This is a genomic window from Streptomyces sp. SX-6, assembly GCF_059089585.1.
The window spans coordinates 20287-45118 of record NZ_JBTHHU010000015.1 but is presented as its reverse complement, the minus strand read 5'-3'; the positions used below and the strand labels follow the sequence as shown (position 1 = coordinate 45118).

Here is a 24832-nt window from a genome sequence, read left to right as displayed (position 1 = left end):
GCGCGGATGCGTACCGCTACTCGGACAGGCGGCGGACCGCCGCCTCCACGCGCTCGTCGGTCACGGTGAAGGCAATCCGTACGAAGCGCTCGCCCGCGACGCCGTAGAACTCCCCCGGCGCGACGAGGATGCCGCGCTTGGACAGGTCCGCGACGGTGTCCCAGCAGGGCTCGTCACGGGTCGCCCACAGGTACAGCGACGCCTCGCTGTGTTCGATCCGGAAGCCCGCGCCCTCGAAGGCGGCGCGCAGGGCGGCCCGGCGGCGGGCGTACCGGGCACGCTGCTCGGCGACGTGCGCGGTGTCACCCAGCGCCGCGACGGTGGCGGCCTGCACCGGGGCGGCGACCATCATGCCGCCGTGCTTGCGGATCTGGAGCAGCTCGCCCAGCACCGCCTCGTCACCGGCGAGGAACGCGGCGCGGTACCCGGCGAGGTTGGAGCGCTTGGACAGCGAGTGCACGGCCACGATGCCCTCGTACGACCCGCCGCAGACGTCCGGGTGCAGCACGGAGACCGGGTCGGCCTCCCAGCCCAGCTCCACGTAGCACTCGTCGCTGAAGACCAGCACGCCGTGCGACCGCGCCCAGGCGACCGTGCGCCGCAGCTCCTCGAGCGGCATGACCCGGCCGGTGGGGTTGGACGGCGAGTTGAGCCACAGCAGCTTCAGCCCGGCCGGGTCGAGCTCCGTGCCCGCGTCGCCAGACGCAAATGTCTCAGCGTCGTAGACGACCGGCTCGGCGCCCGCGAGCCGCGCGCCCACCTCGTACGTCGGGTAGGCGAGCCGCGGGTAGGCGACCTTGTCGCCCGCGCCGAGGCCCAGCTGGGTGGGCAGCCAGGCCACCAGCTCCTTGGAGCCGACGACCGGCAGTACGTTGGCATGCGTCATCCCGCGCGCGCCCAGCCGCCGCTCCGTCCAGCCGGTGAGCGCGTCGCGCAGCGCCGGCGTGCCCCACACCGTGGGATAGCCGTGGCTGTCGGCGGCATCGGCGAGCGCCCGCTGGACGAGCGCCGGAACGGGGTCCACGGGGGTGCCGACCGACAGGTCCACGATGCCGTCCGGGTGTGCGGCGGCGGTGGCCTTGTAGGGCTCGAGGCGGTCCCAGGGAAAGACGGGGAGGCGGGACGAGACTGCGCTCACGGTGCTGGCTGCTCGCTCTCTTGCGCTAGGGATGAATGCCGCGGCCCCGTACGGCGGCGGGGCTGTACGGGGCCGGGTGGTGCTAGGGGCGGATCACGCGTTCTGCGGCGGCAGCGCGGCGATGAAGGGGTGATCGCGCTCGATCAGGCCGAGCTTCGAGGCTCCACCGGGCGAACCGAGCTCGTCGAAGAACTCGACGTTCGCCTTGTAGTAGTCCTTCCACTCGTCCGGGGTGTCGTCCTCGTAGAAGATCGCTTCCACCGGGCACACCGGCTCACAGGCACCGCAGTCGACACATTCGTCCGGGTGGATGTACAAGGACCGGGAGCCCTCGTAGATGCAGTCGACGGGGCACTCCTCGATGCACGCCTTGTCCTTCACGTCGACACAAGGCTGCGCGATGACGTAGGTCACGCTGTCGTTCCTCCTCGGCTAGGGGTCATCTCGCGCGGGAGCGCGGCGTCGTCGATGCCCGCACCTAGTATCTCCGTTCCCGGGCGCTTGACGAACAAGAGGGGCGGAGAGAGCTGTGGAATTCACCACGGGCGGACGGCTTGAAGTGCGCATTAATGCGGCCGATGCCGGAAAAAGGGTATCTGTCCGCTCATTGAACGACCGGTCAGGATCACCTGAGAAGTACACCGACACCGTCGGCGTGCTCGAATCCTGGTCGAACGGCGTGCTGCGCATCACACGGCGGAACGGCGAGACGGCCGAGATCGCGGAGTCCGCGCTCGTCGCGGGCAAGGTGGTCCCCCCGACCCCGCCCCGGCGGCGGGGACCCGCGACGACGGTCCGCGAGCTCCAGGAGACCGCCACCCGCGGCTGGCCCGCGACGGAGACGGGGCACCTGGGCGCGTGGACGCTGCGCGCCGCCGGGGGCTTCACCGCCCGCGCCAATTCGGCCCTGCCGCTGGGCGATTGCGGGCTGCCGGTACCGCAGGCCGTGGACCGGGTCGCCGAGTGGTACGCCCGCCGCGGCCTGCCCCCGCGCATCCAGGTCACCACCGGCGACCCCGCGCGGGACGAGGGGCTGGACGCGGAGCTGGCGCGGCGCGGCTGGGCCGCCGAGCGCCACGCGCTCATGCGTACGGCCGCACTCGCGCCCCTCGCCGACACCGACGCCGACCTCGGCGGCGTCGTGCTGTCCCGCGAGCCGGACGAGGCCTGGCTCGCGGCGTACGGCCGGGGTACCGGGGACGCCGCGCGGGCGGTGCTCACCGGCGGCCCGTCGGTGTGGTTCGCGACCGTGCCGGGCGCCGAGGGCCCGGCGGCCGTGGCGCGCTGCGTGACCGACGGCCGCTGGGCGGGCTTCGCCGCGCTGCACGTGGACACCGGCCGCCGCCGGGAGGGGCTCGGCACCCTGGCCATGGCCGCACTGGCCCGTAAGGCGCTCGACGAGGGCGCCTCGGCGGCGTATCTCCAAGTGGAGGCGGACAACGGCGGTGCCGCCGCGCTCTACGACCGGCTCGGCTTCACCACGCATCACGCCTACCACTACCGGACACTGGAGACCCCGGGTACGGACGGAAAGGCATGACTGACACCGACGACCGGCGGCGGTTCGCCGAGGCCGCCCGCGAGGAACGGCCCGACCTGGCACTGCTGTGCCTCCTGATCGCCACCGAGGCGGACACGGAGCTGGACGAGGCCGGGTTCGACGCCGTGCAGATCGAGCTCGACGAGCTCGCGGGGCAGCTGCCCGCGTTGGGACGGCACGCGGAGCCCGCGCAGTGGGCCGCCGCGCTCGAGCGGCTGCTCGGCGGCCACTGCGACTTCCGCGGCTCCCCCGCCGACTACCGTCGGCTGGAGTCCTCGCTCCTCGACCAGGTGCTCCGGCGCAGGCGCGGCCTGCCGATCCTGCTGTCCGTGGTGTGGATGGAGGTCGCGCGCCGGGCCGGTGCGCCGGTGTACGGGGTGGCGCTGCCGGGCCACTTCGTCGTCGGCTTCGGCGACCCGTACGGGGACCATGTGCTGATCGACCCCTTCGACGGCGGCCGGACGCTGACCGAGGACGAGGCGGGCATGCTGGTCGCCGGTGCGACCGGCACCGCACTGCCGCCCTCCGCGTTCTCCCCGGCCGAGCCGCTGGAGATCGTCCTGCGCATCCTGAACAACATCCGCGCCTGGGCGGCGGCCCGCCCGGAGCGCAGCGGCATCCAGCTGTGGGCCGTCGAGCTCTCCCTGCTGCTGCCGAGCCACCCGGCCCGGCTGCGCTACGAGCACGCCGAACTGCTCGTCGAACGCGGCGAGTTCGCGCGCGGGGCGCGGGAGCTGGAGGCGTACGCGGACGTGATCGCCGCGGTCGAGCCGACCGCCGCCGAAACCGTACGCCGCCAGGCGCTGGCCGCGCGGGCGATGCTGAACTGAGCCGGTGGGCGGGGGATGCGGGTTGCGGTGACCGTGCATTCCGCCGGACCCTCGCCGTTGCGGCATCGCACCGTTGCGGCGGGCCTCTCCGGGGCTTGCCCCACGAATTTTCGCCGCGCGGCGCAGTGGCTGCCCGCCCGGCGGTGCCGAACCGGCCTACAGCCAGCCCTTGTCGCGCGCGATGCGCACCGCATCCGCGCGGTTGCGGGCGCCCGTCTTCTGGATGGCCGTCGACAGATAGTTGCGCACCGTCCCGTGGGACAGGTGGAGCCTGGCGGCGACTTCCGCGTTCGTGGAGCAGTCCGCGGACGCGCACAGCACCGCGCGCTCGCGCTCGGTCAGCGGGTTCGGGCCCTCCGCCAGGGCGGCCACGGCGAGCGTCGGGTCGATGACCCGCTCCCCGCGCAGCACCTTGCGCAGCGCGTCCGCGAGTTGGGCGGCGGGCGCGTCCTTGACCAGGAAGCCGACGGCACCGGCCTCCATGGCCCGGCGCAGGTAGCCGGGCCGCCCGAAGGTCGTCAGGATCACGACCTTGAGCTCCGGCAGCTCGCGCCGCAGCACCTCGGCGGCCTCGAGCCCGGTCGCGCCCGGCATCTCGATGTCCAGCAGCGCCACGTCGACCGGCGTCGACCGGGCCGCCGCGAGCACCTCGTCGCCCCGGGCCACCTGGACCACGACCTCGATGTCGCCCTCCAGCCCCAGCAGCGCCGCCAGTGCCTCACGGACCATCGACTGGTCCTCGGCGAGGAGTACGCGTATGGCCGGTCGGGGATCGGTGCTGCCGGGTCGTGCTGTCACAGCGACAGGGTAGGGGGTCAGCCCCGGGGCTCGAGCACCTCCGGGGCGACCCGGCGGGAGAGCGGCACGCTGGCCCGCAGCCGGAAGCCTCCGCGCGATGCGGGGCCGGTCTCGAGCCGGCCGTCGGTGAGGGCGAGCCGCTCGGTCAGGCCCGTCAGGCCGTTGCCGTGCGGGCGGGCCGGCCCGCGGCCGTCGTCGGTGACGGTCAGGCACAACTCGTCGCCCGACTCGGCCAGCACGACCTCGCACCGGCGGGCCGCGCTGTGCCGCACCACGTTCGTCACCGCCTCGCGCAGCGCCCAGGCGAGCGCGCCCTCGGCGTCCGGCGGCAGGTCCGGGATGGGGGCACCTCCCGGGCCGTCCAGGCTCCGGGGGAGGCCGGAGGCGCGGCTCAGGTCCGCGACGATCCCGGCGGCCGCCAGGGCGGTACGGGCCCCGGCGAGCTCGGACTCGAGGGTGGGGCGGCGAAATCCGCTCACCGCCTCCCGTACGTCCTTCAGCGCCTGCCTGCTGACGCGCTCGATGTCCGCGACCTGCTGGGCGGCCTGCTCGGGCTTGTCGGGCAGCATCCGCCCGGCGAGCTCGCTCTTGAGCGTGATGAGCGAGAGCGAGTGGCCGAGGAGGTCGTGCAGGTCCCGGGCGAGCCGCAACCGCTCCTCGTTCGCGGCGAGATGGGCGACCGTGTTGCGCGCCTCGCGCAGCTCGCGCATGGTGCGGCCCATCTGCATGAGGGCCGCCATCGCGAGGCCGCCCAGCAGCGAGGCGGTGCCCACCAGGAGCAGCGTGGCGCCGTCCGCGCCGTACACCGCTCCGAAGCCGACGGCGGTGACGGTGATCAGCGGGATGACACGGCCCGCCCATTTCAGCGGGAGCATCACCCCGCAGGAGATGGCGACGTAGACCAGCAGCGACAGGAACGGCCCGCCGAGCGTCACCACCAGCACCACCGACAGCACGTACAGCCCGCCGAGGAGGGCGAGCCGTCCCCGGCCCTGCCCGACGGGCGGGCGGGGGCCGAAGAGCAGGTAGAAGTACCCGACGAGGAAGAGGCCCAGCCCGAGCCAGCCGAACACCCTTGCACCGGTGCCGTGGTGACCGTGGACCAGGTCCTCGACCGTGTAGACGAGGTACGTCAGGTAGAGGACGGCCCATGAGGACTTGACCAGCAACTGCCGCTTGTTCTCGGGCCTGGCGCCCACACTGCTGAAAGGCCTGTCTGCCATCGCCCCGTCCTCGCCGTCGCTCATGACGTCACGCCTTGTGCGTGTCCTTGCGGTACAGCCAGGCCGCGGCGCCCGCGAACAGCACCATGTAGGCGACGAGGATGACCACGTCCTTCGTCCCGGGGGCGTCACCGCGCTCGATGGCCTGGCCGAGCCCGGCATAGGCGTGGGTGGGGACGTACTCCGCTATGTTCTGCAGCCACTTGGGGAACACGGTGGAGGGCATCCACAGGCCGCCGAGGATCGACAGACCGAAGTAGACGATCATGGCGATGGGCCGTACGGCGTCGCCCGTGGCCATGTAGCCGATGGCCACACCGAGCGCCGCGAAGACACAGCTGCCCGCCCAGATCACGCCCAGCAGGGCGGCCCACTGCCATGCGTCCAGGTGGACGCCCTTCGCCGCACCGGCGATGAAGACGGCCACGATCGCCGGCAGCGACACCACGGAGGCCGACGCGACCTTCGACAGCAGGTAGCCGTGGCCCGGGAGCGCGGTGAGCCGCAGCTGGCGCACCCAGCCCTTCTCCCGCTCCTTGGCGATGCGTTCGGCATTGCCCACGAGCACGGAGGTGATCGCGCCGAACGAGGCCATGGAGACCATGTACAGCAGCGTGAAGGTCAGCCCGGTGTCGCCGATCTTGTCCGTGCTCTTCGTGCTCGCCGAGAAGAGCAGGTAGAGCACCGCCGGGTAGAGCACCGAGAAGAACATGTACTTCTTGTTCCTCAGGTTGCGCGAGATCTCAAGCTTGATCAGCGTGTTCATCGGGCCGCCTCCCCGGCGGTCGCAGCGTCGGTGATGGCGATGAAGGCCTGCTCCAGGCCGAGGCCCGCGACCTCGAGGTTGCGGGGGTAGCAGCCGAGCCCGTAGAGCGCGTGCACGGTCGCGTCCGCGTCGTGCGACTGCATACGGACCGTACGGCCGGATATCTCCAGCGTGGAGAGGAACGGCAGCCCGCGCAGCACGGTCTCGTCGATGGCGCCGTCCAGGTCGAAGACGATCCGCCGGGCCCCGGCCTTCGCCTTGATCTCCGCGGCCGAGCCGTCCTCGAGGATCCGGCCGCGGTGCAGGACGATCACACGGTCCGCGATCGCGTCGGCCTCTTCGAGGTAGTGGGTGGCGAAGAGGACCGCGCGGCCCTCGTCCGCCTGGCGGCGCATGACGCCCCAGAACGCCTGACGGGCCGTGACGTCCATGCCGGTCGTCGGCTCGTCCAGCACGATCAGCTCATTCGCACCGGCCGTCGCGAGTGCGAATCGCACACGCTGTTCCTGGCCGCCCGAGAGCTTGTTGACCATCCGGTCGGCGATCTCGGTGATGCCTGCCTGCTCCATGACCCGGTCGACCGGGTAGGCGTGCGGGTGCAGATCGCAGGCGAGCTTCACCAGCTCGCGGACCTTGACGTCCTCCATGAGGCCGCCGCTCTGCAGCATCGCCCCGATCTTGCCCTGTTCGATGGCGCGCTGGGGAGTGGTGCCGAAGAGCTCGACGGTGCCGGAGTCGGGGTTGCGCAGCCCCAGCAGCAGGTCGAGCGTGGAGGACTTGCCCGCCCCGTTGGGGCCGAGCAGGGCGACGGTCTCGCCCGGGAAGAGCTCGAGGTTCAGATCGGCGACGGCCCGCACGTCGCCGTAGCTCTTGTTGACGTTCGCGAAGCTGACGACGGGCCCCAGACCCGTGCGACGGCCGCCCCCCGTGAACGTGGATGTTGAGATGGTCATGACCTCCACTATCCGGGAGCGGCGTGACCGTGTGCAGTGTCCTTCGTCGTGCGTCGGTCATGACAGATGTCATGGCCGACGCACGAGGACGGACTCAGCTCGGGTTGAGCTGGATGGTTCCGATCCGCTCGGCCGGCGTCCTGCCGCTCAGCGCCTTGCCGAGCGCCCCCGCGACGTCCTGCGGGGTGACGGGCGTCTTGCCGGTCGCCCGCTGGACCATGACCCCGGCGAACTTCTGGCCGTACAGCTCCTTGAGCACCTCGAGGTTGTAGACCGGCACGAGCTTGCCGTCGACCGCCTTCATGGAAAGGATCTTCGGCAGCGAGAGCTCCGGGCCGAACTGGATGCTGTGGGCCCCGTCGGAGGTCTGGATCGTCACCAGGCCCGACATGGCGGGCTGGGCGAAGGACTTCAGCTTCTGGTCGACCTCGGCGTTGCTCACCGTGGGCTGCACATGGGAGCTGGGCAGCTCCACGGCCGTGTCCCGGCCGGTGTCGGCACGCTCGCGGTACGCGTCCGAGACGGCCTTGACCGCCTTGTCGATGTCCAGTCCCTGGTACGGCTTGCCGTAGACCGGAACGGCCTTGCCCGGCTCGAACTTGATCGTGCCGTCCTTGCTCCCGCCGGACTCGCCCGCGAGCGCCCTGAGCGCGGCCGTGATCTTCTCCTCGTCCGTGATCACCGTGGGCTCGGCCTTGCGGCTGTTGCCGACGAGCGAACCGAGCACGGTGACGGGGTTGTAGTCCCGCCCGGACACGGAGCGCACGGTCTCCTGGGTGTCGATGGACAGACCGGCCACGGACGGCTTGAGCAGCGTCTCCTTGCCGCTGACCGACACCTTGAGCGGCGCGGTCGCACGGTCGCCGAGCTTGGCGTCGAGCTTCTGCACCGCCTGGTCCTTGGAGCTGCCGCCGATGTCGACGCCGAGCACGGTGGTGCCCTGCGGCACATCGGCGTGGTCCATCAGCAGCCCGGCTGCGTAGGCGGCACCGACCAGTGCCACCACGCCGCCGCCCAGCAGCACGAGTTTGGAACGGCCCTTCTTCTTGGCCGCCTTCTTGGCCGCCTTCTTGGCCGCGGGCGCGGGCGCACCCGCCGCGGGCGCGCTCGGCACGGGCGGCTTGGGCACGGCCGTGCCCGCCTTGGGCTTGGGCACCGGCACCCGGGGCGCACCACTGTCGACGGGCGTCCGGGGAGCACCGGCCGGGGTCACCGGGGGGATGCCGCTGACGAGCGTCTCCGCGGCGGCCTGGGCGGCGGGCGGCTGTGTCTTCGGTGTATTCGGTCCACCCTTCCTGCCGCCCTTGCCCTTGCCCTGCGGTGCGGGGACGCCCGGGGCGGGCGGCGGCGGGGGTACGGCCGGGACGCCCTGGTGCGGCGTGTCCGTACGGGGCCCGCCCACGGGGAACGGCAGCCGCGGCCCCTGCCCGGTACCGGGCGCGGGGAACTGCTGGGTGGTCTCCATGGCCGCCTGCGGTACGGGCGGCTGCGCGAAGGGGTCGCCCGGCACGGGCATCGCACCCGTCGTCGACGGGTCACCCGGCCACGGCGCACCGCCCTGCACCGGAGCACCCGCGAAGGGGCCGCCGGGCACGGGCATCGCACCGGTCGTCGACAGGTCACCCGCGAACGGGTCACCCGGCATCGGCATCGCGCCCGTCGTCGACGGATCGCCGGCGAACGGGTCACCCGGCATCGGCATCGCACCGGTCGTCGAGGGGTCGCCCGCGTACGGCGCACCGCCGCCCTGCCCGGGCATCCCCGCGAAGGGGTCGCCCGGCACGGGCATCGCGCCCGTCGTCGACTGGTCGCCCGGCCACGGCGCACCGCCCTGCAGGGGCGCACCCTGCATCGGCGCGCCCGTGAACGGGTCGCCCGGCACCGGCGGATGCTGCTGCGCGCCCCCGCCCATGGGAGACGCACCCATGGGAGACGCACCCATAGAGGACGCGCCCATGGGAGACGCACCCATCGGCGGCGCACCCATCGGCGGCGCACCCATGGGAGGCGTCCCCATCGGCTGCGTGCCGCCCGGTGTACGCCGCGGCAGGCTCGGCGGCGTGGGGGCGGAAGAAGCGGCCGGCTTGCGGGGTGCGAACCAGTCGCTCGTCTTCTCGGCCGGCCGCTCGGGTTCCGGCGCGGCCGGAGCCGCGGACGGCTCGGGGCGGCTCACCGGCGCCGCGGACTGCTCGGGCTCGGCAGGCGCCGCGTCCGACGTGTCGTCACCGACCGGCGTGCGCATGACGACCGGCGGAATGGGGCGCGACCCCGGGATGTTGATGCGGATCCGCGTCGTCAGCGTGGTCTCGGTCTTGGGCGTCTCCGGCTTGGCGCCCGGCTTCTGTCCCTCGGCCGGGCCGTCGGTTCCGTACGGCGGAGTGCCCGACGGGTACGCGGCACCTCCGCGCCCCTGGGGCCCGGAGGACGAACTGTCAGATTCACGGCTCAAAGCAGGTTCTCCCGGTTGCTCTCCACCGCCCTCTGACCTCCCAGGGGTCGCCCATGCCCAAGGTCAGGGGGGCTCGGCGGCGGCACCACCATACTGGGCACCGCGGGCGCGCACTTGACGACCGCCGGGTCATCCTGCGGCCGACAGCGCGGCGCGCGCCATTGTGTCTCAAAGCCAACGGTTCGGAGTTGTGGAAACGTCAGGCAAAAATCGTCACTTCACTTGCCAAGTCGGTCTGCCGCCCCGCCTGGTTGCACCGGCTTCGCGAGCGTGGCGCACATCACAGCAACGGCCATACCGCCCAGCATGTAGACATAGGAGCCCAGTCCGGCCTCGAAGAGGAAGTCGCCTTCCGGACGCGTGGGCGAGGCCATGAGCACGGCGAGCAGCCATCCGGTGCCGGCCGCGGCCCCGCCGACCCTGGTGCCCGTCGCCAGTACGCCGCCGTAGCAGACGCCCCCGACGGCGAGCAGCGCGAGCAGCAACCCGCCGGGGAACCAGCCCGCTTGCACCAGCGAACCCGCGAGGCCGACCACGACGCCGACGGCGAGCATGCCGAGACTGCCGAGCAGGCGTCCCGGACTGATCGGGGTGAGGAGCCCGTTCACGCGTCCACCCCCGCGAAGAGGTCGTCCTCGAGCCCGGAAGCCCGTGCACCGGCCTCGCCGCGCACGAGCTTGTAGTACTCGGTGGCGAACAGCGGCTGGCCCAGCGCGTTCGAGAGAGCGAAGAAGGGGCCGTCCACGGAGACCTGGGTGGCGTGGGCCCGCATCGCGGCGGCCTTCGCCGCGGCGTGGGCGGTGGTGTCGAGCGCCGCCGTCACTTCCGCGTCGGGCACGACGCCCGGCACATCGGCGGCCGAGGCGACGCCGGGGAAGGGAGAGGCCTCCCCCTTCTCACGCAGCCGTGCGAAGCCCTCCTCGACGACGGACAGGGGCACGCAGTTCCAATAGACCTTGGCAACTGCGTACGGGTCGCCGAGGTCGCGCCGGAACACCGGCTCCGCCGCCAGGTCCACGGCGCGCATGGCGACGCGGTGCGCCTGGATGTGGTCCGGGTGGCCGTAGCCGCCGTGCGGATCGTAGGTGACCAGGACCTGCGGCCGCACCTCGCGAATCACCTCAACGAGGTACGCGGCGGCCTCGTCGACATCGGCCTGCCAGAAGCAGCCGGGGCGCTCGTTCTGCTCGGAGCCCGTCATCCCGGAGTCCCGGTAGCGCCCGGGGCCGCCCAGGAAGCGGTGGTCGGTGACGCCGAGCTCCCGCATCGCGGCGGCGAGCTCACCGGCGCGGTACGGGCCGAGGGCGTCCTCCCGGTCGGCGGCGAGGCGGCCGAGCTCCGGCGGGATCACCTCGCCCTCCTCGCCGAGTGTGCAGGTCACGAGCGTGACATGGGCACCCTCGGCGGTGTACTTGGCCATGGTCGCGCCGTTGTTGATCGATTCGTCGTCCGGGTGCGCGTGCACCAGGAGCAGCCGGCGGCCGGGAAGGTCGGTCATGGGACCAGCCTACGAGCCGCGCGCCCGGTCAGAACTTCAGGTTGCCGACCATGGTGGAGATGCTGTTCGTCAGCTGGTGCATGGTCGGGGCGATCGACGAACTCGCGAGATAGAAGCCCAGCAGCACACAGACCGCGGCGTGCCCCGCCTTCAGCCCGGACTTCCGGACCAGCAGGAAAACAACGATCGCCAGCAGCACCACCGCGGAAATCGAGAGTGCCACAGCGGTTCACCTCCAGGTACGCGGTCGACGAACAGCAAGACGAACGACAGAACGAACAGCACGGACGAACAGCACAGGACGAACGACAAGGCGACCGGCAAGTGCCGCACAGGACGCCCACTATGCGTGAGCGATCATAACTTTCCGCGTGCACGTATGAACTCGGTGCACGGGAGTGAAAGCGGGGCGCATGAAGGCATCCCGCCGCCCGCGCGGTGGCTGCCCGTAGGCTCGCCGGCATGACCGAACAGCTCTCGTTTCCCCGCCAGTACGCCCGCACCCAACGCTTCACTCTCGGCGCCCCGCGCGCGTTCACCGTGGCGCCGGACGGATCGCGCGTCGTCTTCCTGCGGTCCGGCTCGGGCACCGACCGCGCCAACGCCCTGTGGGTCCTGGAGCCGGGCACAGGACGGGAGTTCGCCGCGGCGGACCCGTACACCCTGCTCGGCGGAGCGGGCGAGGAACTGTCCGCCGAGGAGCGGGCCAGACGCGAGCGCAGCCGTGAGGGAGCGGCGGGCATCGTCGGCTACGCGGTGGACGACGCCGCCGAGTTGGCGGCGTTCGCCCTGTCCGGGCGGCTCTTCACCGCCGGCCTGCGCGACGGCGCGACGCGCGAACTGCCCGCTCCCGGCCCGGTCGTTGACCCCCGTCCGGCACCGGACGGCCGCCACGTCGCCTACGTCGCGGGCGGCGCCCTGCGCGTCGTCACGGCGGACGGCGGCAGCGACCGCGCCCTGGCCGAGCCGGAGCGCGAGGGGGTCACCTGGGGGCTCGCCGAGTTCATCGCCGCCGAGGAAATGGACCGTTCGCGCGGCTTCTGGTGGTCACCCGAAAGTGATGCTCTGCTGACCGCCCGAGTGGACGAATCACCCGTGAGCCGGTGGTGGATCTCCGATCCGGCTAACCCCGCGAGCGCCCCCGCCGAGACCGCCTACCCGGCCGCCGGCACCGCCAACGCCGAGGTGACCCTGGCCCTGCTGGGCCTGGACGGCTCCCGTACGGACATCACCTGGGACCGCGAGCGCCACCCGTACCTCGCCCGCGTCCACTGGTCCGCGGGCCGGCCCCCGCTGTTCCTCGTCCAGGCGCGCGACCAGCGCTCGCAGCAGTACCTCGAGGTCGACACCGCCACCGGTGCCACGCGCGTGGCGCACACCGAGGCGGACCCGGTGTGGCTCGACCTGTTCCCCGGGGTGCCCGCGTGGGCGCCGGACGGCAGGCTCGTCCGCATCGCCGACGAGGCCGGGGCGCGGGTGCTGATGGCCGGCGAACAGCGGCTGACCGGGCCGGAATTGCACGTCAAGCAGGTGCTCGACATCGGCGAGGACGATGTGCTGATCTCCGCCACCGCCGGGCCCGGGGCCGCCGACGCGGAGATCGGCGAGGAGCACGTCTACCGCGTCGGCGCCCGCGGCGCGGAGCGGATCTCGCGGGGCGCGGGCCGGCACTCGGCGGTGCGCGGCGGCGCGGTCATGGTCCTGGCGTCCGCCTCGGCGGAGCGCAGCGGCGCCCGGGTCGCTGTCATGCGCGACGGCGAGGAGGTCACCACCGTGGTGTCGTTCGCCGACACGCCGGTGCTGACCGCGCGCCCGCACTTCACCGCGGCCGGTGCGCGCCGCATCCCGTGCACGGTGCTCCTGCCGACCGGGTACCGCGACGGCGACGGGCCGCTGCCCGTCCTGATGGACCCCTACGGCGGGCCGCACGGCCCCCGCGTGGCCGCGGTGCACAACGCCCACCTCACCTCGCAGTGGTTCGCCGACCAGGGCTTCGCCGTGGTCGTCGCGGACGGCCGGGGCACCCCGCACACCTCCCCCGCCTGGGAGAAGGCCATCCGGGACGACTTCGCGGGTGCGACCCTGGACGACCAGGTCGAGGCGGTGCAGGCACTGGCCAAGGATTTCCCGCTGGACCTGGACAGGGTGGGCATCCGCGGCTGGTCGTACGGCGGCTACCTCGCCGCCCTGGCCGTACTGCGCCGCCCCGACGTCTTCCACGCGGGCATCGCCGGTGCGCCGGTCACCGACTGGCGGCTGTACGACACGCACTACACCGAGCGCTACCTCGGCCACCCCGGCGAGCAGCCTGAGGTGTACGACCGCAACTCCCTCATCACGGACGCCGGCCTGTCGGGGGCGGCCGAGCCGCACCGGCCCCTGATGATCATCCACGGGCTCGCGGACGACAACGTCGTCGCGGCGCACACGCTGCGGCTCTCCTCGGCGCTGCTCGCGGCGGGCCGCCCGCACGAGGTGCTGCCGCTGTCGGGGGTGACGCACATGACGCCGCAGGAACAGGTGGCGGAGAACCTCCTGCTGCTCCAAGTCGACTTTCTCAAGCGCGCGTTGACCGTCCGATAACGTCGTCGGGGTGACCTTGGTGGTGGCGTGCTTGACCTGCTGTCAAGCACGCCACCACCTCGATCTGCACAACCTTCGCTCAAGATGCGAAGGAGCCCCGCACCATCCATTGCAGCCCCCTTGACTGCGTGGGAACTCCATTGCCAGAGTCCGCTCAACCCAACGTGTTCGATACGTCACACGTGGGGTTCCAGACGACTCGGGGGATGTGCGCCGATGACGAGTCCTACCACGGCCGCGCTCGGTACGGCCGATGCACAACCCGCCGCGACCGCAGCCGAGTTGACCGGCCGGTCGCCCGGCCAGCTGATGTGGCGGCGCTTCAAACGCGACCGCGCGGGGGTCGTCTCGGCCTGCGTCGTCATCTTCTTCTTCCTCGTCGCGCTCGGGGCCCCGCTGATCTCCAAGGTCTACGGCAAGGACCCCACGACGACCTACGGGCTCAACGAGCCGGGCCTGCTCAACCCGTACGGCTATCCGGTCGCCGCCAACGGCGGCATTTCCGGGCGCTTCTGGTTCGGCCTGGAGCCGACCCTGGGCCGGGACGTACTGACCCAGCTCGTCTACGGCATCCGCACCTCGCTGCTGATCGCCGCCGCCGCCACGCTGCTCTGTGTGGTCACGGGCGTGCTGATCGGGATGACGGCGGGCTACACCGGCGGCCGGACCGACTACTTCCTGGGCCGGTTCATCGACCTGCTGCTGGCCTTTCCCCAGCAGCTGGCCTTCATCGCCTTCACCCCGGTCGTCTACTCGCTGTTCGTCAGCCCGGAGAAGGAGACCCCGACCTACCTCAGGGTCCTCACCCTGATCCTGGTGCTGTGGATCCTGGGCTGGATGGGGATCGCCCGGCTGGTCCGGGGCCAGGTACTCAGCCTGCGGGAACGGGAGTTCGTGGAGGCCGCCAAGGTCACCGGGGCCTCTCCGTGGCGGATCATCATCAGGGAGCTGCTGCCCAACCTCTGGACCCCGATCCTGGTGCAGTCCACCCTGATGCTCCCCGCCATGGTGACCGCGGAGGCGGGACTCTCCTACATCGGCGTCGGCATCGTGGAACCCACCCCCGACTGGGGCCGGATGTTCGCCGGCGGCGCCAAGTACTACGAGAGCGACATCACCTACATCTTCTTCCCCGGGCTCGCGATGATCATTTTCGTGGTCGCCTTCAACCTGCTCGGGGACTCCGTCCGGGACGCGTTCGACCCTCGCACCAAACGCTGACCGCGCCCTGAAGTCCCTACCGCACGTACCGACTTCCCGTCACCCAGGCAGGCAGGTGCTAGAACCCATGAGGACGTCAGTCAACCGCAGAGCCAGGGCCACGGCCGTGGCCCTGGCGGCCGGAGCCCTGGTGCTCTCCGCGTGCAGCAGCGGCGGCGGAGGTGACGGGGGCGACAAGAAGAGCGCGGGGCCGGGCGAGGACAAGAACGTCTCCTCCAACTACTCGCTGGGCACCAAGGAGGACTCCGCGGGTCCGGCCGCGCAGCCGGCCGGCGCCAAGAAGGGCGGCACGGTCACCGTCCTGCAGCGGGACGCCTTCCACCACCTCGACCCGGGACAGATCTACTACGGCGACATGCTGATCAACCAGCTGCTCTACAACCGCTCGCTGACCGGCTACAAGATCGACGAGAAGGGGCACGCCAAGGTCGTCGGCGACCTGGCCACCGACACCGGCACCTCCTCGGACGGCGGCAAGACCTGGAAGTTCACCCTCAAGGACGGGCTCAAGTGGGAGGACGGCTCGCCGATCACCTCCCAGGACGTCCGCTGGGGCATCGAGCGGCTCTACGCCTCCTTCGAGACCGACGGTCCGCAGTACATCCAGCAGTGGCTCTCCGGCGACGGCACCAGCTACCGCAAGGCGCTGCCGGACGGCCCGTACAACGGCAAGCACCTGCCGTCCTCGGTCCTGGACACCCCCGATGCCAAGACCGTCGTCTTCCATTTCCAGAAGGCGCACGCGGACGCCCCGTTCGCCACCGCCATGCCCAACGTCGCCGCGGTCAAAGCGGATAAGGACACCAAGCAGAAGTACGACAACGCGCCGTTCTCCAGCGGGCCTTACAAGGTCGGCGACTACAAGGTGGGCAAGTCCCTCACCTTCGTGCGCAACGAGAACTGGGACCCGAAGACGGACCCCATCCGCAACCAGTTCGTCGACAAGTTCGACATCAGCTTCGGCCACCAGGCCACCGACTCCACCCGGCGGCTGCTGGCATCCGAGGGCCCCGACAAGAACGGCATCTCGTGGACCAACGCGGTGGCCCCCGAGATGGTGCAGAAGGTGCTGGACGACGCGGGCACCAAGTCCCGCCGCTTCATCGAGCTCCAGCCCTACCTCGATGTCATCAACATCAACATGGACCGCATCAAGGACATCAGGGTCCGCAAGGCACTCGCCTACGCCATGCCGAGCGGCCAGATCATCCAGCAGATCGGCGGGGCGACCGCCGGCAAGCTGGCCACCAACCTGGTCTCCCCGTCCGTCGACGGCTACAAGGACAGTGACCCGTTCGACAAGAAGGCCAAGCCCAACGGCGATCCGGACAAGGCGAGGGCGCTGCTGAAGGAGGCCGGCAAGGAGGGTCAGGAGATCGTCTACGCCTACGCCAACACCGATGTCCAGCAGAAGGTCTCGGTCGTGGTCACCCAGGGCCTGGAACGGGCCGGGTTCAAGGTGCAGAAGAAGGAGATCGACGCCAACATCTGGGAGAACTCCATCGCCGAGGTGAAGAACAAGTTCGACATCTTCCGCACCGGCTGGGGCGCGGACTGGCCGGTGGCCACCACCGTGGTCCCGCCGCTGTACGACGGCCGGGTGATCGCCGACGGCGCGCAGAACTACTCGCACCTCAACGACTCCTCGGTCAACACCGAGATCGACCGGATCAACACCGTCCCGGATGTGAAGAAGGCCGGTCCGGAGTGGATGAAGCTGGCCGACAAGATCCTCACCGAAGACGTACCGGCGGTGCCCACCTATGCCAACCTCCAGTTCGCCATCTGGGGTTCGGGCCTGGGCGGCGTCAAGTACCACACGGTGTACGGATATCCCGACCCGACCTCGGTCTTCGTGAAGTGACGTCCGCAGTCGGCCGGGCCCTTGACCGGGCCCGGCCGCCCGCCCCCGATCCGTAAGGGCCGCGCAGCCATGCTGAGATTCCTGCTCCGCCGCACCCTGGGCGCGCTGGTCATCATCCTGTTGATCAGTGCCATCACCTTCTTCCTGTTCTTCGCGCTGCCCTCCGATCCGGCCCGGCTGTCCTGCGGCAAGAACTGCACCGCCGACGCCATGGCCGTGATCCACAAGAACCTGGGCCTGGACCAGCCGATCCCGGTCCAGTACTGGCACTACATGGTGGGCATCTTCGCGGGCCGGGACCTCTCCGTCGGCAACTGCCCGGTCCCCTGCTTCGGCTACTCCTTCTCCAACCAGCAGCCGGTCTGGGGCACCATCACCGACCGCTTCCCCACCACCCTGTCCCTCACCATCGGCGGCGCGGTGGTCTTCCTGATCGTGGGCGTGGGCATCGGAATGATCGCCGCGGCGTTCCGGGGCACGTGGATCGACAAGTTCTTCAGCTCGCTGTCGCTGATCGGCAACTCGCTGCAGATCTACTTCGTCGGCATCGTCGCCCTGGCCGTCCTCGTCACCCAGCTGCACTGGCTGGACAACCCCACCTACTACCCGATCACCGACAACCCCTGGAAGTGGTTCACCGGCCTGATCATCCCCTGGCTGGTGCTCTCCATCATCTTCATCGCCAACTACAGCCGGATGACCCGCTCCCAGATGATCGAGCAGCTCTCCGAGGACCATGTGCGCACCGCCCGCGCCAAGGGCCTGGGCCGCCGTACGGTCTTCTTCCGCTACGCCTGGCGCGGGGCGCTGGCCCCCATCGTCACCATCTTCGGCATCGACCTGGGCTCGCTGTTCGGCGGCGCCATCATCACCGAATTCACCTTCAGCCTGCACGGGTTGGGCAGGCTCGCGGTGGAATCGGTCAACCAGACCGATCTGCCGACCCTGATGGCCGTGATGCTGGTCGGCTGCACCGCGATCGTCATCGCCAACATCATCGTCGACGCGGCCTACGCGTTCATCGATCCGCGCGTGCGGCTGGCCTAGGAGACCAACGACGTGACCGCCTTTCTTTCCGTACGCGACCTCCATGTGCGCTTCTCCACCGAGGACGGCGTCGTCAAGGCCGTGGACGGCCTCTCCTTCGACCTGGAGCGCGGACGTACGCTCGGCATCGTCGGCGAGTCCGGCTCCGGCAAGTCGGTCACCAACCTCGCGGTGCTCGGTCTGCACGATCCGGGCAGCACCGTGGTGGACGGGGAAATCCTGCTGGACGGACAGGAGTTGACCGGCGCCGCCGAGTCCACCCTGGAGAAGCTGCGCGGCAACAAGATGGCGATGATCTTCCAGGACTCGCTCACCGCGCTCTCCCCCTACTACACCGTCGGCCGCCAGATCGCCGAGCCCTTCCGCAAGCACACCGGGGCGTCCAAGCGCGACGCGCGGCTGCGCGCGATCGAGATGCTGACGAAGGTCGGCATCCCCAACGCCTCGCTGCGCGTGGACGATTACCCGCACGAGTTCTCCGGCGGCATGCGACAGCGCGCGATGATCGCCATGGCGCTGGTCTGCGACCCCGAGCTGCTGATCGCCGACGAGCCGACGACCGCGCTGGACGTCACCGTCCAGGCCCAGATCCTCGATTTGCTCAAGGAGCTCCAGCAGCAGACCGGTTCGGCGATCGTCCTGATCACCCACGACCTGGGCGTGGTCTCCCACACGGTGGACGACCTGCTGGTGATGTACGCGGGCCGGGCGGTCGAGCGCGGCCCGGTGCGCGACGTGCTCCGGGAGCCCCGGCATCCGTACACCTGGGGCCTGCTCGGCTCCATGCCCCGCCTCACCGCCGACGTCGACGAGCCGCTGACCCCCATCCCCGGCGCGCCGCCGAGCCTGCTCGCCCCGCCGCCGGGCTGCCCCTTCCACCCCCGCTGCGACCATGTCGCCGCCGTGGGCGGCGACCGGTGCGGGACCGAGCGCCCCGAGCTGCCGCCCGGCCGGGGCGCGGCCTGCCATCTGACCGCGGAGCAGCAACGCACCGTCTTCACCGATCAGATCAGGCCCCGCCTGGGCCGGAGGGACGCACGACCATGACCGACATCCTGGTCGCCGAGGGGCTGACCAAGCACTTCCCCGTCAGGGGCGGCTTTCCCGTCAAGCGGACGGTCGGCGCGGTGCAGGCCGTCGACGGCATCGACCTGGCCGTCCGCGCGGGCGAGAGCTTCGGCCTGGTCGGCGAGTCCGGCTGCGGCAAGTCCACCACGGGCCGGCTGCTCACCCGCCTCCTGGAACCGACGGCGGGCCGCATCACCTACCAGGGCGAGGACATCACCCACGCGGACCGCAGACGACTCGCCCCCGTCCGCGCCCAGATCCAGATGATCTTCCAGGACCCGTACTCGTCCCTGAACCCCCGGCAGACCGTCGGGCGGATCGTCTCCGGCCCCATGGAGATCAACCGCATCGACCCGCCCGGCGGCCGCGAGGCGCGGGTCCGCGAGCTCCTCGAGACGGTCGGCCTCAACCCCGAGCACTACAACCGCTTCCCGCACGAGTTCTCCGGCGGCCAGCGCCAGCGCATCGGCGTCGCCCGGGCGCTGGCCCTCGAGCCCAAGGTGATCATCGCGGACGAACCGGTGTCCGCGCTCGACGTGTCCATCCAGGCCCAAGTGGTCAATCTGCTCCAGCAGTTGCAGCGCGAGCTGGGCATCGCGTTCCTCTTCATCGCCCACGACCTCGCCGTCGTACGGCACTTCTCGCAGCGCGTCGCCGTGATGTACCTCGGCAAGATCGTGGAGGTCGGGTCCCGCAACGACATCTACCGCCGCCCCCGGCACCCGTACACCCACGCCCTGCTGTCCGCCGTCCCGGAGGACGCCGTCGCGGACGCCCCCGCCCGCGAACGCATCCGCCTCGCCGGCGACGTCCCCTCCCCCATCCACCCGCCCTCGGGCTGCCGCTTCCGTACGCGCTGCTGGAAGGCGCAGGACCTGTGCGCCTCGCAGGAACCACCGCTCGCACGCGCGGACGGCAGCGGCGAAGGCCACCTCTCGGCCTGCCACTTCCCGGAGCCGCCGACGGTGGAGCGGGACACGGAGGTTGTCCTCGACCCGGCACTCGGAGGCACGTGACGGCGGGGGTGCGGAACCGGTACGGTGGTGGCGCTTAAGCAAAGCGGCCCCCGCCGCGGAGGTGCCCACGGCGAGGACCAAACCGGATGCCCGGCTTGACCAGGGGTTCTCAGCAGGTGTGAGAACCGCTGGTCACCGGCGCTTGAACCACCCCTTCACCTTCAGCTTGCAACGCTTCCAGATCGAGGGCTGGATCTTCCGGTGACGCCCCATTGGCGCCCCCCTTCATCGGGTTGCAGCCATGCACCGGTGACTGCGCCGGAGGGTGCCCTGGGCGGGTCACCCTGACCGCGTGGCCCGAACAAAGCACTCCTCTTGAAGGGGGGCGCACTCGGTGCGCCACCACAAAACCTATATGTCCATGGGTAGTTGTTCACAATCAAAGAGGTCGATCGCACTCATCTGAGCGGTAACTCGAGCCTCTCGTTGACAACTTGCCCACGCATCACTCATACCCCGGCGGCGGCCCGCTCGGTGGCGGCGGAGGATACGCTTCGGCCGGTGGATATCCAGGGCCGTACCCAGGCGGCGGCCCTGGATATCCATACCCCGCCGGCGGAGGCGCCACGTACCGCACCCGCCCCGTGGCCGACAGCATCGCCACCAGCATCAGCAACCCGGCGCAGACGCCCAGCACATAGGTCGCGAGGGTCAGCTCGCCCCGGGTGCCGTGGTGGAACCACTCCCGGTAGACCTCGTCGTGCAGCCCGATCAGCTCACGGGACGACTGGTAGAGGTAGAAGAGCGACATCGCGATCAGCCCGCCCCTGGCCACCCGGCGCCCGGCCAGCGCGACGAGCGAGAACAGCAACAGGATGAGATCCAGGGAGAGTTGATAGGCGATCGCCACATACGCCATCGACCGGCTGCCACGACTGGCGTCGACCACCGCGCGGAAGTAGTCGCCGGTCCCCACCTGCCGCATGGCGTCGACGTCCCAGCCGATGTAGGCGCCCGCGAGCACCAGCCCGGCGACGCCCGCGAGGATGAACCTGCCCCGTTGCTGCCCCCAGGGCGCCTGCACCAAGAACTGACCTGTGTCCACCTCAGTACAGTACGAGTCACTCGTCCCGGTGAGTAGAGCAAGTCACCGCCAAATCAACCGGGCTGGCCGGGAGTTCACTCCTTTCCCGGCTTGAGCCCGGGCGGGAAAGGCGGGTCGGACGCCTTCGGCGCCGACCAGGCGGGCCCGGTGGAGAGGTAGGTCGTGCGGTTGATGAGGTCCCCGGGCCGGAGCTTCCTCGTCCCCGGTGTGCCGTAATCGACCCGCGCGATGTCTGCGGACTCCAGCACGCGGCCCGTCCCGGTGTCGACGAGCAGCCGGTGGCGCCAGTAGTTCCGGTCGATCTCGACGGCGGTACCGGCGCGCCCGGTGCTGTCCTTGACCCGCTCCGTCACCCGCACTCCGGAGATCCCGGTGAGGACCTTGAACAGCGCTGCACGGAGCCGGGGTTCGGCGGGCGACCGGGCGAGCAACCCCTCGATGCCGTCGAAGAGGTTATCCCGGGCCGTATCCCCATCCGTGCCCGGGGTGAGGAGCCGAGCCCGGAGTGCCGCCGGATCGGTGGGCAGCTTCGGGACGTCGTCCCAGGTGACCGGCTGACCGAAGACGTTGTACGCCATGTGCTCGGTCTCCGTCGAGTAGTTCCCGCTCTCGTAGACGTTCCCGTGACCGTCCTGCTCACGCGCGCTGTTCCGACTGAACCAGGCCGTCTGGTCCACCTTGATCGGAGCCCGACCCTCCTCGAATGCCCGCTCCCACAACAGGGTCCGCACCTCCCAGTACGGCGCCGTCACCGTCTGCTCCTGCACCGCCGCCGGGGAGCCGCCCCCGGAGCCCGCCCACGGCTGGAACGCCACGCCCAGCGCGACCGCCACGACCGCGGCCGCCGAGACGAGCACCGGCAGGCGCCGCCGCCACGTCCGGACCGGGACGACCCCGGCCGCCGCCGGCTCCCGGACGAGCTCGATGTCCGCCACCACGCCCGCGTCCTCCTTGTCCTCCTCCGGCCCGCGCGCCGCCGCCCGCACGGCGGCCAGCGCCGCGGCGACGACGTCCGGCGACGGCGGCGCGACCTTGCCCGCGGCGCGCAGCCGCGCCGCGCCGGGGAAGTCGAGGACGTCCTTGTCGTTCCTGTCCTGCCCGGTCATGCGAGGTCTCCTGTCAGGGGAAGCGGGGCGGAGGGACCGAGCGCCGCACGCAGCCGGGTGCGCGCCCGGTGCAACCGGGAGCGCGCCGTGCCCGCGGGGATGCCGGCCACGGCCGCGGCCTCCGTCGGACTGAGCTGCTCCCATGCGACGAGGAGCAGCAACTCCCGTTCGACGTCCGGCAGTCCTGCCAGGGTCCGGCGCATCAGCGGGGCGACCGCCGCCGCGTCCAGTCGCCGGTCGACGGCATGCCACGGGTCGCTGCTCGGCTCGTCGGCGAGGGCGTCGGGGCCCTGCCGGTCCTGGCCGCGCCAGTGCGCGGCGAGCACATTGCGGGCCACCCCGAAGAGCCACGCCCTGACCGGCCCGCGGGCCGCGTCGTAGGTGCCCCGCCCCGCGTAGGCCCGCAGCCACGCCTCGGCCAGCAGGTCGTCCGCGGCACCGGGCGCCCGGCGTGCGAAGTAGCCGTGCAGCGCCGTCGAATGGCGCTCCACGAGCGGTTCGAAGGCCGACGCGTCCGTTGCGGAGCGCGCCAGCAGTTCCTCGTCCGTCGTCACGGACCCTCCTCTTCCGGACCGCACGTACCGCGGCCCCCTCCCCTTTCTTGTGCACGAGCGCCGGAAGCGTTCGCACCCCCCTCTCCGCTCCGCCCGGCGCTACTCCTCCGCGCCGGGCGCCGCCTCCCGCTCCTCCGCGAAGTGGCACGCCGACTCGTGTGCCGCCGGGCCCCCGTCCTCCCGGAACCATTCCGGGACCTCCAGCGGCGGCACGACCAGCGCGCACTTCTCCTGCGCCTTCCAGCAGCGCGTACGGAAGCGGCAGCCCGAGGGCGGGTTGGCCGGGGACGGTACGTCACCCGTGAGCAGAATCCTCTCGCGCCGCTCCCGCGCAGCGGGATCCGGCACCGGGACGGCGGACAGCAGGGCCTGGGTGTAGGGGTGGGTCGGGTGCTCGTAGATCTGCGCGTCCGTGCCGGTCTCCGCGAAGCGGCCCAGGTACATCACCGCGACGCGGTCGGAGATGTGCCGCACCACGGACAGGTCGTGGGCGATGAAGACGTACGACAGGCTGAACTCGTCCTGCAGCCGCTCCATCAGGTTGACGACCTGCGCCTGTACCGAGACGTCCAGCGCCGAGACCGGCTCATCGGCGACGATCACCTCGGGACGCAGCGCGAGCCCCCGCGCGATGCCGATGCGCTGGCGCTGGCCGCCGGAGAACTGGTGCGGGTAGCGGTTGATGTGCTCGGGGTTGAGGCCGACGACCTCGAGCAGTTCCTGAACCCGCGTGCGGCGGGCGCCCTTTGGTGCCACGTCCGGGTGGATCTCGTACGGTTCGCCGATGATGTCACCGACCGTCATCCGGGGGTTGAGCGAGGTGTACGGGTCCTGGAAGACCATCTGGATGTTGCGGCGCACAGCCTTCAGCGCGCGCCCGGACAGGCCGGTGATGTCCTCGCCCTTGTAGCGGATGTGCCCGGCGGTCGGCCGCTCGAGGCTGACGAGGAGCTTGGCGACCGTGGACTTGCCGCAGCCGGACTCCCCCACGACGCCCAGCGTCTCGCCGCGCCGCAGGTCGAAGGAGACACCGTCGACGGCCCGGACGGCACCGACCTGCTTCTTGAAGAGGACGCCGCGGGTCAGCGGGTAGTGCTTGACGAGATCGCGCACCTCGAGGATCGCCTCAGACGTCATCGAGACCCCTTTTGTCTTCAAGCGTCGCCTTCCAGAAGTGACACGCGCTGGCACGACCAGGTGTGACGGCGAAGAGCGGCGGCCGGTCAGTGCGGCAGACGGCCTGGGCCCGGGGGCAGCGGGGGTTGAACGGACATCCGGCCGGGATGTCGGTGAGGCTGGGCGGCAACCCCTTGATCGCGTACAGCTGTTGGCCCTTGCGGTCCAGGCGCGGAATGGAATCCAGCAGTCCCCGCGTGTACGGATGCGCGGGTGCCGCGTACAACTCCCGCACCGGCGCGGTCTCCACGATCCGCCCCGCGTACATCACCGCGATCCTGTCGGCGACGTCCGCGACCACGCCCAGGTCATGGGTGATCAGGATCAGCCCCATACCGAACTCGCGCTGCAACTCCGCGAGCAGATCCATGACCTGGGCCTGGACGGTGACATCCAGCGCGGTCGTCGGCTCGTCCGCGATGATCACGTCGGGCTCCAGGGCGAGCGCCATCGCGATCATGATGCGCTGGCGCATGCCGCCGGAGAACTGGTGCGGATAGTCCCCCGCCCGTTCCTTCGCGGCCGGGATACGGACCCGTTCCATCAGCCCGACCGCCCGCGCCCGGGCGTCCTTGCGGGTCATCCCCTGGTGGACCTCGAACATCTCCCCCAGCTGTGCGCCCACGGTATGCACCGGGTTGAGGGCGGACAGGGCGTCCTGGAAGATCATGGCCAGCTTGGCGCCGCGCAGCCGGCGCCGCTGGTCCTCGGGCATCGTCAGCAGGTCCCGGCCGCGGAAGAGGACCTCGCCGCCGGTGACGAAGCCGGGCGGCGAGTCGAGGATGCCCATCACCGCCTGCGCGGTCACCGACTTCCCGGAGCCCGACTCGCCGAGGACGGCGAGGGTCTCCCCGGCGTGCAGGGTGTAGCTGACCCCGTTGACGGCCTTGGCCACCCCGTCCCGGGTGCGGAACTCCACCTGGAGGTCCCGCACGTCCAGCAGCGTCTCCATGTCCC

General features: G+C 71.1%; 23 protein-coding genes. 8 read left to right on the top strand and 15 right to left on the bottom strand.

The window, feature by feature from the left end; genetic code table 11:
• Positions 1–16: 16 nt before the first annotated feature.
• The gene (dapC, locus tag ACV530_RS19615) at positions 17–1138 is read right to left on the bottom strand and encodes a succinyldiaminopimelate transaminase (RefSeq protein WP_494333841.1); all 1122 of its coding nucleotides are present in this window, start codon (positions 1136–1138) and stop codon (positions 17–19) included.
• A 93-nt stretch (positions 1139–1231) separates the two neighbouring features.
• The gene (gene fdxA / locus ACV530_RS19610) at positions 1232–1552 is read right to left on the bottom strand and encodes a ferredoxin (RefSeq protein ID WP_494333840.1); all 321 of its coding nucleotides are present in this window, start codon (positions 1550–1552) and stop codon (positions 1232–1234) included.
• A 115-nt stretch (positions 1553–1667) separates the two neighbouring features.
• Between fdxA and ACV530_RS19605 the strand changes: the two genes are divergently transcribed.
• The gene (locus ACV530_RS19605) at positions 1668–2678 is read left to right on the top strand and encodes a GNAT family N-acetyltransferase (protein WP_494333839.1); all 1011 of its coding nucleotides are present in this window, start codon (positions 1668–1670) and stop codon (positions 2676–2678) included.
• Positions 2675–3508: a transglutaminase-like and tetratricopeptide repeat-containing protein gene (locus ACV530_RS19600; protein WP_494333838.1), complete on the top strand. Its 834-nt coding sequence runs from the start codon at positions 2675–2677 to the stop codon at positions 3506–3508. The genes ACV530_RS19605 and ACV530_RS19600 overlap by 4 nt, the downstream gene beginning before the upstream one ends.
• Before the next feature lie 156 nt (positions 3509–3664).
• On the opposite strand, the gene ACV530_RS19595 is transcribed toward ACV530_RS19600, so the two are convergent.
• The 8 genes from ACV530_RS19595 to ACV530_RS19560 all read right to left on the bottom strand — a co-directional run bounded on the left by ACV530_RS19595 (position 3665) and on the right by ACV530_RS19560 (position 11418).
• Positions 3665–4306 carry a response regulator transcription factor gene (locus tag ACV530_RS19595; RefSeq protein WP_494333837.1) on the bottom strand — a complete coding sequence of 214 codons (642 nt, stop codon included), beginning with the start codon at positions 4304–4306 and terminating at the stop codon, positions 3665–3667.
• A gap of 17 nt (positions 4307–4323) precedes the next feature.
• On the bottom strand, positions 4324–5529 hold the full coding sequence (locus ACV530_RS19590) for a sensor histidine kinase (protein WP_494333836.1): 1206 nt from the start codon (positions 5527–5529) through the stop codon (positions 4324–4326).
• 28 nt (positions 5530–5557) lie between these two features.
• Positions 5558–6295: an ABC transporter permease gene (locus ACV530_RS19585; protein WP_494333835.1), complete on the bottom strand. Its 738-nt coding sequence runs from the start codon at positions 6293–6295 to the stop codon at positions 5558–5560.
• Complete coding sequence (locus tag ACV530_RS19580; RefSeq protein WP_494333834.1) at positions 6292–7248, bottom strand: ABC transporter ATP-binding protein; 957 nt, start codon at positions 7246–7248, stop codon at positions 6292–6294. The genes ACV530_RS19585 and ACV530_RS19580 overlap by 4 nt, the downstream gene beginning before the upstream one ends.
• A gap of 94 nt (positions 7249–7342) precedes the next feature.
• Complete coding sequence (locus tag ACV530_RS19575) at positions 7343–9697, bottom strand: hypothetical protein (RefSeq protein ID WP_494333833.1); 2355 nt, start codon at positions 9695–9697, stop codon at positions 7343–7345.
• A gap of 218 nt (positions 9698–9915) precedes the next feature.
• Positions 9916–10305 carry a DUF6113 family protein gene (locus ACV530_RS19570; RefSeq protein ID WP_494333832.1) on the bottom strand — a complete coding sequence of 130 codons (390 nt, stop codon included), beginning with the start codon at positions 10303–10305 and terminating at the stop codon, positions 9916–9918.
• The gene (gene mshB / locus ACV530_RS19565; protein ID WP_494333831.1) at positions 10302–11195 is read right to left on the bottom strand and encodes an N-acetyl-1-D-myo-inositol-2-amino-2-deoxy-alpha-D-glucopyranoside deacetylase; all 894 of its coding nucleotides are present in this window, start codon (positions 11193–11195) and stop codon (positions 10302–10304) included. The genes ACV530_RS19570 and mshB overlap by 4 nt, the downstream gene beginning before the upstream one ends.
• A 28-nt stretch (positions 11196–11223) precedes the next feature.
• Complete coding sequence (locus ACV530_RS19560; RefSeq protein ID WP_494333830.1) at positions 11224–11418, bottom strand: hypothetical protein; 195 nt, start codon at positions 11416–11418, stop codon at positions 11224–11226.
• A gap of 239 nt (positions 11419–11657) precedes the next feature.
• Between ACV530_RS19560 and ACV530_RS19555 the strand changes: the two genes are divergently transcribed.
• The 6 genes from ACV530_RS19555 (at position 11658) to ACV530_RS19530 (ending at position 19994) form a co-directional block, all read left to right on the top strand.
• Positions 11658–13778 (top strand): S9 family peptidase, encoded by a 2121-nt coding sequence (locus ACV530_RS19555; protein WP_494333829.1) that lies wholly within the window; start codon positions 11658–11660, stop codon positions 13776–13778.
• A 216-nt stretch (positions 13779–13994) separates the two neighbouring features.
• Positions 13995–14999, top strand: coding sequence for an ABC transporter permease (locus ACV530_RS19550; protein ID WP_494333828.1), 1005 nt, complete (start codon positions 13995–13997; stop codon positions 14997–14999).
• 67 nt (positions 15000–15066) lie between these two features.
• Positions 15067–16863: an ABC transporter substrate-binding protein gene (locus ACV530_RS19545; RefSeq protein WP_494333827.1), complete on the top strand. Its 1797-nt coding sequence runs from the start codon at positions 15067–15069 to the stop codon at positions 16861–16863.
• Between the two features lie 69 nt (positions 16864–16932).
• Positions 16933–17910 carry an ABC transporter permease gene (locus ACV530_RS19540; protein ID WP_494333826.1) on the top strand — a complete coding sequence of 326 codons (978 nt, stop codon included), beginning with the start codon at positions 16933–16935 and terminating at the stop codon, positions 17908–17910.
• Positions 17911–17922: 12 nt separating this feature from the next.
• Complete coding sequence (locus tag ACV530_RS19535) at positions 17923–18957, top strand: ABC transporter ATP-binding protein (protein WP_494333825.1); 1035 nt, start codon at positions 17923–17925, stop codon at positions 18955–18957.
• Positions 18954–19994, top strand: a complete 1041-nt coding sequence (locus ACV530_RS19530) for an ABC transporter ATP-binding protein (protein ID WP_494333824.1) — start codon at positions 18954–18956, stop codon at positions 19992–19994. The genes ACV530_RS19535 and ACV530_RS19530 overlap by 4 nt, the downstream gene beginning before the upstream one ends.
• A gap of 445 nt (positions 19995–20439) precedes the next feature.
• Here ACV530_RS19530 and ACV530_RS19525 read toward each other — a convergent pair whose 3' ends face one another.
• The 5 genes from ACV530_RS19525 to ACV530_RS19505 all read right to left on the bottom strand — a co-directional run bounded on the left by ACV530_RS19525 (position 20440) and on the right by ACV530_RS19505 (position 24827).
• Positions 20440–21039: a hypothetical protein gene (locus tag ACV530_RS19525; RefSeq protein WP_494333823.1), complete on the bottom strand. Its 600-nt coding sequence runs from the start codon at positions 21037–21039 to the stop codon at positions 20440–20442.
• Between the two features lie 74 nt (positions 21040–21113).
• Positions 21114–22145 carry a hypothetical protein gene (locus tag ACV530_RS19520; RefSeq protein WP_494333822.1) on the bottom strand — a complete coding sequence of 344 codons (1032 nt, stop codon included), beginning with the start codon at positions 22143–22145 and terminating at the stop codon, positions 21114–21116.
• Positions 22142–22699: an RNA polymerase sigma factor gene (locus tag ACV530_RS19515; RefSeq protein WP_494333821.1), complete on the bottom strand. Its 558-nt coding sequence runs from the start codon at positions 22697–22699 to the stop codon at positions 22142–22144. The genes ACV530_RS19520 and ACV530_RS19515 overlap by 4 nt, the downstream gene beginning before the upstream one ends.
• 99 nt (positions 22700–22798) lie before the next feature.
• On the bottom strand, positions 22799–23836 hold the full coding sequence (locus ACV530_RS19510; RefSeq protein ID WP_494333820.1) for an ABC transporter ATP-binding protein: 1038 nt from the start codon (positions 23834–23836) through the stop codon (positions 22799–22801).
• Entirely contained in the window at positions 23826–24827 is a 1002-nt protein-coding gene (locus ACV530_RS19505) for an ABC transporter ATP-binding protein (RefSeq protein WP_494333819.1), read from the bottom strand. Before ACV530_RS19505 ends, ACV530_RS19510 begins: the two co-directional genes overlap by 11 nt.
• Between the last annotated feature and the right edge of the window lie 5 nt (positions 24828–24832).